This is a genomic window from Gammaproteobacteria bacterium (genome assembly GCA_029862005.1).
Classification (GTDB): Bacteria; Pseudomonadota; Gammaproteobacteria.
Genome location: JAOTYD010000009.1, coordinates 23,302 through 38,540, shown reverse-complemented (window position 1 = coordinate 38,540; position 15,239 = coordinate 23,302). Strand labels below are relative to the sequence as shown.

Below are 15,239 nucleotides of genomic sequence, written 5' to 3'. Positions count from 1 at the left end.
AGATCGGGCCTCTTGATGGATAATTCCTCCATCGGTTTATCGATACGAATAGCGACCACGATCCTGAACGGATTTGACCGGCATTTCACGATTTTCAGTGAAATCACCAGGGGTGCCAGAGAACGCTTCGAGAGTGCGGACTGGGAGGCCGAACGCAAGGCTTCGCGCGAACGAATTCTTTATTACGACATCCGGGTCAAGGATTCGATCCGTGACCTGCAGGAACTGTTTGATCTCGAACCATTCGACAGCCAGCTCTGGTTTGACGTCAAGCGCGATTACGTGTTGCTGATCAGTAACCACCTGCAACCGGAACTGGCCGAGACATTTTACAATTCCGTATTTTGCGCCCTGTTCCATCGAGATTATTTCGGCAACGATTATATCTTTGTACGCAGCGCTGTTTCGACCGAGTTTATTGATTCGGAAAAACCTTCGTATCACGTTTACTACCCGGCCAAGCGCGGATTTCGGGCATCGATTAAACAGGTACTGCTCGACAGCGGATTCAACCTGCCGTTTGAAGATATCAATCGCGACCTGCGCAACATCATTCATGCCTTGATCAGGCATACCTTTGCGCGGCCACGGCGCGCACACCTGAATTTCCAGTTCCAGGTGATTAGTACCGTGTTTTACCGCAACAAGGCTGCCTATATTGTCGGCAGGGCAATCAATTCAAACAAGGATATTCCGTTTGCGATTCCTCTGCTGCACAGCGGAAACGGCTCAATTTATGCCGACGCCATCATTATCGGCACCCAGGGACTTAACCGGCTGTTCGAGTTTTCTTACGTCTACTTCATGGTCGATCACCCGGTGCCCTCGTCGATCGTGACCTTCCTGCGTCGCCTGATGCCAAATCGAAGCAAGGAATCGTTTTACTCCGCGATCGGTTTTCACAAGCAGGGCAAAACTGTTTTTTACCGTGACTTTCTGCATCATCTGAAACACTCAGAGGACGAATTGATATTCGCGCCCGGAATCAAGGGCATGGTCATGGCCGTGTTTACGCTGCCATCCTATCCTTACGTTTTCAAGGTAATCCGGGATCGCTTCCCGCCACCGAAAAAGACGACCCGGCAGGAGGTACTTAACACCTATCGACTGGTCAAGATGCACGATCGGGTCGGACGCATGTCCGATATTCTCGAGTACTCTCATGTCGCGTTGCCGCGGGCACGTTTTGCCGAGGATCTGCTCGAGGAGCTCTACGAAACCTGCGCCAACAGTATTTCCGATGAAGGCGACCAGATTATTATCAAGCACATTTATATCGAGCGTCGCATGACACCCCTGAACATCGCCGTGCAGCAGGCGGATGATCAGTACCTTGTGCGACTGATGAAAGGCTATGGTGAAGCAATCAAGGAACTAGCAGCGGCCAATATCTTTCCAGGTGACCTGCTAATGAAAAACTTCGGCGTTACCGGCCAGGGCCAGGGCCGCATCGTGTTCTATGATTACGATGAAATCTGTTACCTGACCGAATGTAATTTCCGTCGCATCCCGGAGGCACTTTACCCGGAAGACGAAATGGCAGCGGAGCCATGGTACAGCATCGCGGCGAATGACGTTTTCCCGGAGCAGTTCGTGACTTTCCTGTTTGCTGACAACCGCGTGCGTCAGGCTTTTTTAAAGTACCATCGCGATCTGCTCGACGCCGATTTCTGGATTCAAAAGCAGAAAAACATCGAGGCCGGAATCTACGAGGATGTATTCCCCTACCCTCAGAAAATCCGGTTTACGCGCGAATCAGCTTAACTCCAGGACCGTGGCGCTGAGTAAAATTCCATCTTCATCGCTGTAGAGATAATCTCCGGGACGAAAGGTTGCGCCGAGAAAATTGAGCTCGACGTTGACCTCGCCCCGGTCTTCCTTGACGCTGCGCAACGGGTTGGTCGACAATGCCTTAACGCCGATATCCATGTCATTGATGTCGACCGAATCGCGAAGGCAGCCATTGATGACGACACCGCTCCAGCCGTTCTCTATCAGCGCGGCTGCCATCATGTCACCGAGCATCGCACAGCGCATCGAGGCATCATTGTCGATGACCAGCACCCTGTTGTCGCCGGCAGTCCGAATCTGTTCGCGCACGCGCGAATTATCATCCAGTGAGCGGATGGTCACGATTTCACCGTGAAAACGTTTCTTGCCCCCGAAATTCAAGAGCCCGGGAGACACGATTTGAACTTTACCCTCGTACGCGTCGCTTAAATCTGCTGTTTTGAAAGTCATTAAGATTACTCGTTGCCAAAAAAAACGCCCACAGTAAAACCGTGGGCGCTTTTGTTGTCCAGTGAATTTACCGGTTAGAACTGATCTTCCTCGGTCGAACCTGACATCGCGGTTACCGATGAAGCTCCGCCCTGGATGGTAGTAGTCACATCGTCAAAATAACCGGCACCCACTTCCTGTTGGTGCGATACAAAACTGTAGCCCTTGTCGGCAGCGGCAAATTCAGGTTCCTGAACCTTTTCGACGTAGTGTTTCATGCCTTCGCCGCGCGCGTAATCGTAGGCCAGATCGAACATGTTGTACCACATGTTGTGGATACCGGCGAGCGTTATGAACTGGTACTTGTAGCCCATCTCGGCCAGCTTGTCCTGGAACTCGGCAATGGTTTTGTCATCGAGGTTTTTTTTCCAGTTAAAGGACGGTGAACAGTTGTAGGCGAGTAGTTTTCCAGGATGAACCGCACGCACGGCCTCGGCCCACTCCCGCGCGAAGCCAAGATCCGGGGTCCCGGTTTCACACCATACCATGTCGGCGTATTTCGCATAGGACACGCCGCGCGAAATCGCCTGCTCGAGACCATTTTTAACACAGTAAAAACCTTCATCGGTACGCTCACCGGTAACAAAGGGTTTGTCATTATCGTCAACGTCCGAAGTCAGCAGGTTGGCTGCCTCGGCGTCGGTGCGGGCCAACAGCACGGTTGGTACCCCCATGACATCAGCCGCCAGGCGCGCCGCAATAAGCTTTTGTACCGCTTCCTGGGTGGGTATCAGGACCTTGCCACCCATGTGCCCGCATTTCTTGACCGCGGCCAGTTGATCTTCAAAGTGAACGCCGCCGGCACCTGCGGATATCATGTTTTTCATCAACTCGAATGCATTCAGTACGCCGCCAAACCCGGCCTCGGCATCGGCAACGATGGGCAGGAAATAATCGACGTAGCCGGCGTCCCCGGGATTAGCGCCGCGACTCCATTGAATTTCATCGGCACGGCGAAAGCTGTTGTTGATACGACGCACCATCGCCGGAACCGAATCGTAGGCATACAGCGACTGGTCCGGGTACATTGTTTCTGAAGTATTGCCGTCAGCGGCAACCTGCCACCCCGACAGGTAAATCGCCTCGATCCCTGCTTTTGCCTGCTGCATTGCCTGGCCACCGGTGATCGCGCCCATACTGTTGACATAGCCTTTCTTCGCGCCGCCGTTTACCTGCTGCCAGAGTTTCTCGGAACCCATACGCGCCAACGTATTTTCAGGTTGTATGGAACCACGTAAGCGCACCACGTCTGCCGCGCTATAGCCGCGCGTTACATTTTTCCAACGTGGATTTTCCTGCCACTCTTGCTCCAGAGCAGCGATTTGTTCGTCTCTTGTCATCTCGTCGTATCTCTCAAAATACAGATTGATTTAAATTAGGCTCAATACCCGTAAACCGTTAAATATACGCTTGTTTTATTATTTAAAAAGTAAATTTACTCAATTTTGTCTATTGGATATCACAATAGAACCATTCATGCGGAATAACACCAATCTTGCCTTTTGAACCGGGCAGAAACTAGCGAAGCCACGACATTTCACTCGCTTACGGCGACTCTTCGATCTGGACCGAAATCACCAGGTTGAAGCAAGTCGATTGCTGGGGTAATGATTGAATAAATACATCTTGTTTGATATTCGCATTGAATTACTCAATAATGTGATTTCGCGAGTGAGTCGATGTCAAATTCCTATTACAAGCAAAATCATTTAAAGAAGCTGCGCGCATTCTGCCAGACTGCAAAGTTGGGCAGTATGACCAAGGCAGCCGAATCACTATTTGCCAGTCAACCGACCATTTCGCTGCAAATACATGCGCTCGAAGAAGAGATGGACACCATCCTGTTCGAACGCAGTGGTCCCAGGTTAAGCCTCACCACCGAAGGCAGTATTCTTTACGAACTGTGTTTGCCACACGTCCAGGGTATCGACCGCCTCAAGGAAACCTTCGATGCGCACTGCGGCAACCTGACTTCAGGCGAACTCAATATTGCTGCCGGCGAATCGACCATCCTTTACGTACTGCCAGAGCCGGTCGGCAAGTTCTCGCTTCAGTACCCGGCAATCAAGCTACGTCTCGCCAACGAAACGGGCCGCAACGGTATGGAAATGTTGCGTACCGACTCGGTGGATTTTGCCGTCGGCTCAATGCTGGAAGTGCCCGATGACCTGGTTTATGCCCCGATCGTCACCTACAACCCGGTCGTGATTACACCACTCGATCATCCACTAGCGCAAATGGAAAAGATTACCCTGGCCGACATCGGGGAGTACGGACTGATTCTGCCCCCCCGCCACCTCAGTACCTGGCATATCGTGAAAATGGTATTTGCACAACATAATGTTAATTTTCGGGTCACGCTCGAGGCGGGTGGATGGGAAGTCATCAAGCGCTACGTCAGCCTCGGACAGGGCATTTCCATCGTCACCGATGTCTGTATTACCGAGCAGGACCGCAATAAAATGAACGTGATTCCGGTTGACCAGTACTTTCCAAAGCGAAGTTACGGTATTGTTACGCGCAAGGGAAAATTTCTGTCGGCGCCTTCGAAACGCTTTATCGAAATCATGCATGAATGCTTCGGTATCGAAGCAAATTCGTGACCCATATTGCCGCGATCGACTATTTTACAATCGTCCCGGTTAGTGATTTTTTAAATATTCCAGGCGTCGAGAAACCGTATTGTCTGTAATTCCTGCGCGTAATATGATGCTGCGAACGTCGCTAAGCGCTATTCTAAGTCCTGCTTGAGGGGGTAGTTAATGTCATATCGGGATGAATACCAGGCATCAATCGAAAATCCAGAGGCATTCTGGGCAGAGAAGGCACGCCAACTGGACTGGTATAAACCGGCCGAGAAGGTCCTCAGCACGGACGAACATGGTGTCCAGCGCTGGTTCGCCGACGGCGAACTAAATACCTGTCACCTCGCCGTCGATTACCATGTTGAAAACGGTCGCGGTGATCAAACGGCATTGATCTATGATTCCCCGGTAACCCACCAGCAAAAAAAATACAGTTACCGCGAGCTTCGAGACGCGGTGGCCCTGTGCGCGGGCATGCTTAAAAACCACGGCGTCGAAAAAGGCGACCGCGTCGTTATCTATCTGCCGATGATCCCCGAAGCGGTGATATCAATGCTCGCCTGCGCGCGTCTCGGCGCGGTGCACTCGGTCGTGTTCGGAGGGTTTGCACCACCTGAACTCTCGGTGCGCCTCGATGACGCGACCCCGAAAGTCCTGTTGACTGCATCCTGCGGTATCGAGATCAACCGGGTCATCGAATACAAGCCTATCGTCGACACCGCGATCGAAATGGCGCAACACAAACCCGCAACCTGCGTGGTGCTGCAACGTCCCGAGGCCAGTGCCACGATGCAGGCCGGGCGTGACGTTGACTGGCAACAGGCGCTGGCCGCTGCGAACCCGGCAGCCTGTGTGCCGGTTAAAGGCACCGATCCCCTATACATACTTTACACCTCGGGTACTACCGGCAAGCCCAAGGGCGTGGTACGCGAAAACGGGGGCCATGCCGTTGCCATGAAATACAGTATGACCGCGATTTACGATATTGAACCCGGCGACGTTTACTGGGCCGCGTCGGATGTCGGCTGGGTCGTCGGTCATTCCTACATTGTCTATGGACCCCTGATTCACGGCTGTACCACGATACTGTACGAGGGCAAACCAATCATGACCCCGGATGCGGGAGCCTTCTGGCGAGTTATCTCTGAGCACGGCGTAAAAGCATTGTTTACCGCGCCGACCGCGTTTCGAGCCATCAAGAAGGAAGATCCTGAGGCGAAGCTGGCGCACCAGTACGACCTGTCTTGCCTGAAAACCATTTTTGCCGCCGGCGAACGACTCGACCCACCAACCTACGAATGGCTGGCAGAGACTTTCAAAGTTCCAGTGCTCGACCACTGGTGGCAGACCGAGACCGGCTGGGCTATCGCCGCCAACCTGCATGGTCTCGAATCGATGCCGGTCAAATCAGGTTCGTCGACGATGCCGGTGCCAGGATTCAACGTCAGGATACTCGATGAAGCGGGTAACGAACTCCCTGCCAATGAACAGGGTTTCATAGCGATCAAGCTGCCGTTGCCGCCGAGCTGCCTGACCACGATCTGGGGTGATGTCGAACGCTTCAAGTCGAATTACCTGGAAACCTACCCCGGTTTTTTCACCACCGGTGACGGTGGCTACTTCGATGAGGATGGCTACCTTTACATCATGGGCCGCGTCGACGACGTCATCAATGTCGCGGGTCATCGCCTGTCCACCGGTGAAATGGAAGAAGTCGTCGGCAAGCACCCGATGGTGGCCGAGTGTGCGGTCATCGGTCGGCGGGATGAACTCAAGGGCCAGATGCCGATGGGGTTCGTCGTGTTGAAAAACGCCGAGGGCGCAAAACCCGATCAAATTGTCGAGGAGCTGGTGCAGTTGGTGCGACAGGATATTGGAGCGGTCGCCGCCTTCAAGGAAGCCCTTGTCGTAGGACGTTTACCCAAAACCCGTTCTGGCAAGATACTGCGCAAGACCCTGCGTGCGATGGTGGATGGCGACGAGTATGTTGTTCCGTCGACCATCGAAGATCCGGCAGCACTGGACGAAATCAAGGTGCTGCTTTAGGCCAGAATCCGCTGCCCGTCTGGCCATGATCACCCCTCTCCGTGCAGATTATCTGCAATCTTCTTGCTAAGGGACCAACGCAGGCTCTAAAGCCGTTAACCTGTTTGATGTAAATCAACTACTGATACTTAATAGATTTGATAAGTATCGAGGAGTTGATTTAATGTCATAATTGATTTTTATCAGGTAATTGGCTAATTCAGTCGACATTGAGATCCGGCTGATAACAAGAACGGGGTAAGTCATGGCAATCATCGGTATAGATCTGGGCACGTCAAATTCAGCTGCCGCCGTACTCCGGGGTGGCCGGCCAGTCATCATTCCAAGCGCAGAAGGCATCAGTCTCGGGGGTAAAGCATTTCCCAGCTACGTGGCAATAACAGCAGATGGACAAACGCTGGTCGGAGAGCCGGCACGGCGCCAGCAGGCTGCCAACCCGGAAGGCACGACGTCAGCTTTCAAACGGCGTATGGGGCAACGCGAAGAAATTACTTTACGTGACAAAAAATTCTCTCCTGAACAGTTATCCGCCTTCCTGTTGAAAAAAATCAAGGATGACGCGGAAGCCTTTCTCGGTGAGCCAGTTACCAAGGCGGTCGTCACGGTGCCCGCCTATTTTGACGATAACCAGCGCAGCGCAACTAAGGATGCTTGCCGTATCGCGGGTCTCGAAGTCGAGCGCCTGGTCAACGAACCCACCGCCGCGTCGCTGGCCTACGGACTTGATCGTGCAGGTGAAGAATTGCGTATCGCCGTCATCGACTTTGGTGGTGGCACCCTGGATGTCACCATCATGGAGTTTGGTAAGGGCGTATTTGAAGTCAAAGCGACCAGCGGAGATACCCAACTCGGCGGTACGGACATGGATCAAAACCTGGTCAATTACATTACCGATAAATTTAACCAGGAAACCGGGAACGATATAAGATCAGACGTAAAAGCGATGGCACGTATCAGGGAAGCCGCTGAAATCGCGAAAATAGAACTCTCAACCAGCACTACCACCCATATCAGCCTGCCTTATCTGACCGCCGTAGCGGGAGAACCGAAGCATCTCGAACTGGATTTAAACCGTACCGAGTTGGAACGGCAGGTTAATGACGTCGTAGAGAAGTGCCGAGGTCCAATCGAACAGGCGCTGCACGATGCCGGCGTTAGCGCCCAGGAAATTGACCGAATTGTATTCGTCGGTGGACCGACACGTATGCCGGTAGTGCACAAGTATTTTGAAGACCTGTTTGGACGTAAAGCCGAAATGGGCGTCGATCCGATGGAATGCGTCGCCAGCGGAGCCGCAATACAGGCCGGTGTTTTGAGCGGCGAAGTTAGCGACATCGTGCTGGTCGACGTCACACCGCTGACCCTCGGCGTAGAAACCCTGGGCGGTGTCGCGACTGCCCTGATTTCGCGTAATTCGCCGATTCCGGTAAAGCATACCGAAACCTTTACTACCGCGGCAGACATGCAGACAGCAGTCACGGTCCACATTTACCAGGGTGAAAGACCGATGGCGCGTGACAATACCAGCCTCGGCGAATTCAACCTCGATGGTTTACCGCCGGCACCCCGGGGTATTCCGAAAGTCGACGTCACCTTCGATATTGACGCCAACGGTATTTTAAATGTTACCGCCAAGGATCAGGCCACCGGAAAATCGCAATCGATCCGCATCACCGGCTCCACTCGATTAAGCGATGAAGAAAAACAACGTCAGATCGATGAAGCCGAAAAATATGCCGACGAAGACAAAATACGACGCGAACAGGTCGACAAACTTAACAATGCGGACAATATTTGCTACCAGGCTGAAAAGATACTGGCCGAGTTCAGCGACAAGTTGACCGACGAAATGAAAAATCGCCTGCAAAGCGGCATGCATCAAACACGAGAAGCGATCGATAAAAAAGACGCCGTACAAGCCAGCCAGCGCGCACAGGAACTCGAAGAAGTTATCAAGGAAGCCGGTACCGTGATTTATTCGCAAAGTTCGGAAGCACCCAAGTCGGGCCCCTACGCACACCAGGCGGCACCCGACATGAGTGGCGCCGGTGGTGAAGCCAAACCCTCCGGTGCGGGTCCCCGCGGCAAAGTAGTCGATGCCGATTACACAGAAACCCGTTAAATCGTCTCATGGCCGGCGAACAGCGTGACTATTACGAGGTTCTTGGCGTAGCGCGTGACGCAGATGCGAAAACGATAAAAGACAGGTTCCGCGAACTAGCGTTGAAATACCACCCGGATCGCAACAAGTCACCAGATGCCGAGGCGCATTTTAAGGAAATCGCCGAGGCCTACGCCATACTTTCAGACCCGAAAAAACGCGCAAACTACGATTCACGTGGTTTCGCGGGAGTGGCCGATTTTTCCGCCGAAGACCTGTTTTCCGGTATCGATTTTGGCGACATTTTCGGCGATATGGGATTCGGTTTCGATCTTGGCGGTGGTGGTTTATTCGGGGATTTTTTTGGACGACATCGCCACCCACGGGGTCCCGCCAAAGGCAGTGATCTCGAGGTCAGGCTTACTATCCCGTTGGAAAAAGTCAATTCCGGTGGTGAAGAAACGGTGCACTTCAACCGTCCGGTATCTTGCCGGGATTGTAACGGCACCGGCGCCGAGAAAGGCAGTGAACCACGCCCCTGCAGTCATTGCAACGGCAGCGGCAAGCAGGTAACCAGCCGACAAGAAACCAAGGACAAGGGCTCGATCAGTTTTCAGCAGATTATGGTCTGCCCGGTATGCCACGGCCAGGGGACCTTTATCGATAAACCCTGCAAGACCTGTGGCGGGCGCGGCGAAGTCAACCAGGATGATAATCTCAAGGTGACGATACCAGCCGGTATTGACGAAGGCACGGCGCTACGTATACCCGGACACGGCTTACCCAGCCCGACCGCTGGCGGCCCTACAGGTGATCTGTTCGTCATCGTCCACAGCCAGCGTGACCCGCGCTTCGAACGCCACGGCGCCGATTTATGGCGCCGGGAAATAATTGCAATACCCGATGCTGTGCTCGGTACCAAGATCAGCGTTCCGACGCTGGACGGAAAGGTTCAGGTCAAAGTACCCGCTGGTTCGCAGCCGGATGAGGTGTTGCGACTAAAGGGTAAAGGCTTACCGGTTTTTGGAGCACCGATGCGCGGCGATATGAACATCCGCCTGCAGATACACATCCCGGAGAAGCTGAGCAAGGCCGAAAAGGACCTTTATCGACAGTTGCGCGAAGCCGGCGAAAAAAGTAAAAAACACTTCTGGCAATAGTCAGTGTCGCTTTGACCGTTCTCTATTAACGCAATTATTTCAGATATGAATATGATTATTTTAACGCTTGTCATTCAGCTGACGATGGCAATGACCAGATCCATCACGTTGGTGTTAGTCGGTCCGGTTTCGAACAGGCTATCGTGTTGCTCGAGGTAACGGCCGGCATCGGCGTTTTGCAGGAACTGAAGCGCATCCTCGTGCCAGGTCTTTCCGTCAACGAGGCCGCCTGCGGCTGTCGTCGGCCCGTCGGTGCCATCGGTTCCGGCTACCAGCAGCAGAACGTTATCCCTGCCTGAAAACCATTCCGAGGCGGCCAGTGCGAGGCTCTGATTACGCCCGCCTCTGCCCGGATTATCCGGCAATACCACGGTGGGTTCACCTCCCCATATATAGATCCCGGGGTTTGCCAGACGCAGCCGCTCGCCGATAACGAGAGCCAGATCAAACACGTCGCCATAGAGCGATTCCTCATTCAGGCAAACGCTAAACCCGAGTTCATGGGCCTTGCTTGCAGCCTGTTCGCGGGCAATCCGGTTCGAGGCGATAATGCTCGAATGTGCGTCAGCTGTCGCTCGATAACAGTCCCCGATTCCCGAACCGACAGTAGAAATACTGTCCCCCTCGACATCCGAAATGGCGTAGACCCTTAGCTCGGCGCCACCGAAAGCTTCGACCAGCTTACCGTCCTTGATCAGCGATGCCTGCTTGCGCCGGCTGTTAATCTCGGCGATCGTTTTACCGCCGGCTATCATGTCATCGGTAACTGCCTGCAAATCGGCCAGCGTCATATCCTCCGGCAGAGCCTCGGCAAGCGCCGACGCACCACCCGACACCAGCAATAAAACCCGGCTGCCCGCGGGCATCGAGCGCATGCGAGACAATAAGGTACGGCCCGCAAGCAGCGAATTCTGATCCGGAATCGGGTGTCCAGACTCGATTACCTCGACGCTGGCCCGCTCGCGCAGGGACTGATCCGCATGATCATACTTGGTCACCACGAGCGCATCGCAGCCAGGGAAGCGCTCGAGCGCGCCTACGCACATGCCGGATGCAGCCTTGCCAACGGCCATGATCAGATCGGGCTTGAACGCGGGATCTGCGTCAAGTGCATTCAGCACCGCCTGTCGACCCGAGACTGCATCGATTGCGGCCTGCCAGATTTCGATGATCGCTTGTCGGCGCGTTCCTTTTTCCGTCATCGTCAAACTCACTAATGTATTGTCCTTACCCCGCGATAGCGCTCGGGAAATCTTCGGTTGCGTCGCAATCCTGAGTCTTTACATCAGAATTGTCCAGCCCGTGCCAATGCGCGTATGATGATGTATCCGATCAAATGCTTCCAGAGGGAGGACACGACATGACTGCATCCGTCACCACCACGCTTAACGACGTCAATATTGACGCGGTCGCCGGTCTCGCCGGCAAAATCCAGCAGGAACCCGAGGTTGCCGGCACCCAGTGGAATGCCAACGTTAACTGGAAAGGCGGATTTCGCTCCGAGGCAAAGATCCGCAACTTCGGGCCGATGGTGTCCGACGAACCCGGTGCACTCGGTGGCACCGATACCGGGCCCAACCCGGTCGAACAGGTGCTCGCGGCACTCGGCAATTGCCTCGCGGTCGGCTACGCGGCAAACGCGACCGCCATGGGTATCGAGCTCAAGGATTTAAATATCGAGCTGGCAGGTGATCTGGATCTACACACCTTCCTCGGCCTGGCGCCGCAGGGCAATGCCGGCTACGACAATATCTCAGTCAAGGTACATATCGACTGTGATGGATCCGAGGAAGACATCAAGGCGCTGCATGAAAAAGTCGTTGGGACCTCACCGGTCGGGCATACCCTGAGCCGGGAAGTTCCGGTTAAAATCGATCTGGTCTGAGTAGGCCCTCAGCGGTAAAAAACGAACGCGCGGGTTTCGACGCTTTCGCGCGGTTTCGCGTCGGCCGGCGCATCGAACAAGTGGATCGCGGTGTGGATGCTGCAGGGATGGGTGCCGCCATCGACTGAATCAAAAGTTTTAAACAACAGTACTTCGTCAGGACGCATCGCCGAGTAATAATACCAGCGCTGATCGGGATCGTGCAGCGCGAGCTGGATTTCGCCGACATGATTGGGAGCGCGGCGCTCGGTATCCACGAGGTTGTCTGCCTTCAGGCTACGGGCGTCTACCAGCGCCAGCGGGTAATCCTCGACGGGATCGGTCAGCGGCCGCCAGACGTTGACAATCTGGAAACGGTCCCCGGCAAGCGCTTCGGCATCATCGCCGAGGTTTTCGTGCAGACAAACAAATCCGGACTTCGACGTGTAGTCGTTGTGCACCAGCGTCGCGGGTTCGCGCACCTGCTTTTGTTCGCGCAAATCCGGATCGGAGGCGCGCACCGTGTGATCGAAGATATGCACTCGGTAACAGCCGGTCACCGATTTGAGAAAACTATCAATTTCGGCTTCATAAACCGACGCGACCTGTCCCTGGTCCAGAAAATTTTCTACCCGCGTCGGGAACTTGAGCAGTTCGAATCCCGACCTGTGCATGCCGAATTCATCGCGCTCGTCGTTATCGCCGCGTTCACGTGCATCGGCGACCTCGACCGAGACAATGTTCATCGGCTGATCGATTTCATGTCTCGCGTTACGACCGGCGCTCGAGGCGTAATAGATTGGACGCTCGGTTCTTTTGGAGAGGAATTCAACTTTTGCCTGTGCTGACATATCAACCTCGTTTCAATTCATCGTGACGGAAACAGTCAACAACATGGTCATTAACAAGTCCCGCGGCCTGCATGAAGGCATAACATATGGTGCTGCCGACAAATGTAAAGCCCCGCTTCTTCAGATCTTTAGACATCGCATCGGATATCACAGTCGTGGACGGTACCTGCTTCATTGTTTTGCGCTGGTTTTGCAGCGGCCTGCCATCGACGAAATTCCACAGGTATTCGTCGAGCGTACTGTCCTGCTCAAGCAGCTCGAGATAGGCGCGCGCATTCTTGACGAAACCGTTGACCTTGAGCCGGTTGCGCACGATGCCGGGGTCCTGCAACAGTGCCTGGATTTTTTTGTCCGCATAGCGCGCGATTTTGTGTGCGTCGAAGTTATCGAAAGCGCGGCGATAATTTTCACGCTTGCGTAGAATCGTGATCCAGCTCAACCCAGCCTGTGCGCCCTCGAGGCACAGGAATTCGAACAGGTCGCGATCGTCGTGCACCGGCATACCCCATTCCTGGTCGTGGTATTGCTGGTAAAGTTCATCGTCCCCACACCACCAGCAGCGCTTGATTTCGCCTGTGGCCATCACAACGTCTCGAGAAAATCGCCGATACGCACGCAGGCCTCGCGCAACTCATCGTCGCTGACAGTACAGGAAACGCGCACGTGACCCGCAGCACTCGCGCCGAAAGCCGTCGCATCGAGCACCGAGACTCCGGTGGTGTCATAAAGGCGCTGGCAAAACTCTGGTACCTCAACACCGGTGCCGCTTACATCGACCAGCATAAACATGCCCGCGTCCGGTCGGTGTGGCTTCAGTCCCGACATGGCTGAAAATTCGTCGAACAGGAATTTGAGTCGTTCGCGGTAGATATCGCGCATGCAATCTCGCTCGGTAGTGCAATGTTGTAGTGCGTAACGACCAGCTTGCATTATAAATCCGGGTAGGCCATAAAGCATGCAAAGCGCGAGTTTTTCCATGTTATCAATCATTTCAGTCGGCGCAATTGCCCAGCCAAGGCGCCATCCCGACATCGCATAAGACTTGGACATGCTGCCGATGGTCACAGTACGGTCGGCCATGCCAGGCTCGGAGGCAATATGGTGAAAATCGCCATTGAATACGAAATTGGAATAAACCTCGTCCGCGACAACCCAGAGATCCTGTTCACGCGCCAGTTCGGCAATCAATTGCACTTCTTCATGATTCAACGCAATCCCGGTAGGATTGCTTGGCGAGGCGTAGAATATCGCGCGTGTGCGCTCGCTGATCGCGCCCCGTAACAAATCGGGATTAAGGCGAAAATCGGTGTCGGCATCGAGCACAACCGGAACCAGTTTCGCACCCGGTGCCTGCACCGTCGCCTCGTAGGTGACGTACATGGGCTGCAGCACGATGGCTTCATCGCCGTCCTCCAACAGGCACAACGACGTTGCGAACAGTGCATTCTGCGCACCCGAGGTCACAATTACGTTTGCGCCACTGACCCTCTGACCGCTGCTGGCCTGGTGATTTTCGGCAATGCATTCGCGCAGATCGTCATGCCCGCTAATCTGGGTGTAGTGCGTGTCACCCTCTAGCATCGCCTGCAGCGCCCTGTTGATTATCGGTTTCGGGGTAGCAAAATCGGGATCGCCGACGCTTAAAACGATGACGTCATCGCCGCGGCTACGCGCCTGCTTGGCGATCGAGTGCAGGTTCCATGCGTCGGCGGCGCCGCCCTTTACCCTGTCGGTTAGTAAGGAGTATTTCATGATTACTGCCAGCCGGGCTTCAAGTCATCGAGTAAAGGCACGATCCAGGGTTTGTGCGCTGCGAGCTCGGAGCGACTGTTTCCGGTCAGCTCATAGGGTAACACCAGCCAGTGGTCGGTTTGTTGCAGGAAATAATCCGGTGCCGCGACGGAGTTACCGGCACTTGCACGATAATAAGGCGCCGCGATGCGAACGTATTTGGCCATGTTGCGCTTGGCTTTCTGCTGCAGACGCTCAACCACGGCACGGGTGTTGCGTCCGGTACTGTAAACGTCGTCAACGATCAGCAGCGAATCGTCGGCATCCAGATTTTCGAACAGGTACTGCAGACCGTGCGCACGTATTTCATTGCCCTGCTCCAGCTGCCTGAAGTAATCATCACGACCCTGGTACGAAGTACGGATAGCAATATGGTCGGTTTCGACACCGAGATACTGTAAGCATTCCTGCACGTAAATTCCGACCGTGGAACCGCCTCGCCACAACCCGACAATAAAATCAGGGCGAAAGCCGCTCTGGTAAATTTGTACCGCCAGACGATAGGAATCCTCGAGCAATTCCTGTTCCCCGATAAAGCGTTTTTTCATCAAAACTGCGCCC

At 54.2% G+C, this 15,239-nt stretch carries 13 protein-coding genes; 6 read left to right on the top strand and 7 right to left on the bottom strand.

Features of this window, described 5'->3' with window-relative positions; translation table 11 throughout:
- Positions 1-15 precede the first annotated feature (15 nt).
- The gene (gene aceK, locus OES20_08140; protein ID MDH3634662.1) at positions 16-1,764 is read left to right on the top strand and encodes a bifunctional isocitrate dehydrogenase kinase/phosphatase; all 1,749 of its coding nucleotides are present in this window, start codon (positions 16-18) and stop codon (positions 1,762-1,764) included.
- On the opposite strand, the gene rraA is transcribed toward aceK, so the two are convergent.
- Positions 1,756-2,241 carry a ribonuclease E activity regulator RraA gene (gene rraA / locus OES20_08135; GenBank protein ID MDH3634661.1) on the bottom strand — a complete coding sequence of 162 codons (486 nt, stop codon included), beginning with the start codon at positions 2,239-2,241 and terminating at the stop codon, positions 1,756-1,758. The genes aceK and rraA overlap by 9 nt on opposite strands.
- Positions 2,242-2,315: 74 nt before the next feature.
- Positions 2,316-3,620 (bottom strand): isocitrate lyase, encoded by a 1,305-nt coding sequence (gene aceA / locus OES20_08130; protein MDH3634660.1) that lies wholly within the window; start codon positions 3,618-3,620, stop codon positions 2,316-2,318.
- A gap of 339 nt (positions 3,621-3,959) precedes the next feature.
- Here aceA and OES20_08125 point away from each other — a divergent pair, with 339 nt between their 5' ends.
- From OES20_08125 to dnaJ, 4 genes are all read left to right on the top strand, one after another.
- Positions 3,960-4,883, top strand: a complete 924-nt coding sequence (locus OES20_08125) for a LysR family transcriptional regulator (protein ID MDH3634659.1) — start codon at positions 3,960-3,962, stop codon at positions 4,881-4,883.
- Between the two features lie 159 nt (positions 4,884-5,042).
- Positions 5,043-6,911, top strand: coding sequence for a propionyl-CoA synthetase (locus OES20_08120; GenBank protein MDH3634658.1), 1,869 nt, complete (start codon positions 5,043-5,045; stop codon positions 6,909-6,911).
- Positions 6,912-7,155: 244 nt separating this feature from the next.
- Positions 7,156-9,033, top strand: a complete 1,878-nt coding sequence (gene dnaK, locus OES20_08115; protein ID MDH3634657.1) for a molecular chaperone DnaK — start codon at positions 7,156-7,158, stop codon at positions 9,031-9,033.
- Between the two features lie 8 nt (positions 9,034-9,041).
- Positions 9,042-10,172 carry a molecular chaperone DnaJ gene (gene dnaJ, locus OES20_08110; protein MDH3634656.1) on the top strand — a complete coding sequence of 377 codons (1,131 nt, stop codon included), beginning with the start codon at positions 9,042-9,044 and terminating at the stop codon, positions 10,170-10,172.
- A gap of 74 nt (positions 10,173-10,246) precedes the next feature.
- Here dnaJ and OES20_08105 read toward each other — a convergent pair whose 3' ends face one another.
- Positions 10,247-11,374: a DUF4147 domain-containing protein gene (locus tag OES20_08105; GenBank protein ID MDH3634655.1), complete on the bottom strand. Its 1,128-nt coding sequence runs from the start codon at positions 11,372-11,374 to the stop codon at positions 10,247-10,249.
- Between the two features lie 158 nt (positions 11,375-11,532).
- Between OES20_08105 and OES20_08100 the strand changes: the two genes are divergently transcribed.
- The gene (locus OES20_08100; GenBank protein ID MDH3634654.1) at positions 11,533-12,057 is read left to right on the top strand and encodes an OsmC family protein; all 525 of its coding nucleotides are present in this window, start codon (positions 11,533-11,535) and stop codon (positions 12,055-12,057) included.
- Positions 12,058-12,065: 8 nt separating this feature from the next.
- Here OES20_08100 and OES20_08095 read toward each other — a convergent pair whose 3' ends face one another.
- From OES20_08095 to OES20_08080, 4 genes are read right to left on the bottom strand one after another with little or no spacing between them, the layout of a single operon-like run.
- Positions 12,066-12,887, bottom strand: a complete 822-nt coding sequence (locus tag OES20_08095) for a methyltransferase (GenBank protein MDH3634653.1) — start codon at positions 12,885-12,887, stop codon at positions 12,066-12,068.
- A gap of 1 nt (position 12,888) precedes the next feature.
- Positions 12,889-13,470: a DNA-3-methyladenine glycosylase I gene (locus OES20_08090; protein ID MDH3634652.1), complete on the bottom strand. Its 582-nt coding sequence runs from the start codon at positions 13,468-13,470 to the stop codon at positions 12,889-12,891.
- Positions 13,470-14,639: an aminotransferase class I/II-fold pyridoxal phosphate-dependent enzyme gene (locus tag OES20_08085; protein MDH3634651.1), complete on the bottom strand. Its 1,170-nt coding sequence runs from the start codon at positions 14,637-14,639 to the stop codon at positions 13,470-13,472. Before OES20_08085 ends, OES20_08090 begins: the two co-directional genes overlap by 1 nt.
- Before the next feature lie 2 nt (positions 14,640-14,641).
- Positions 14,642-15,226, bottom strand: a complete 585-nt coding sequence (locus tag OES20_08080; GenBank protein ID MDH3634650.1) for a phosphoribosyltransferase family protein — start codon at positions 15,224-15,226, stop codon at positions 14,642-14,644.
- Positions 15,227-15,239 lie beyond the last annotated feature (13 nt).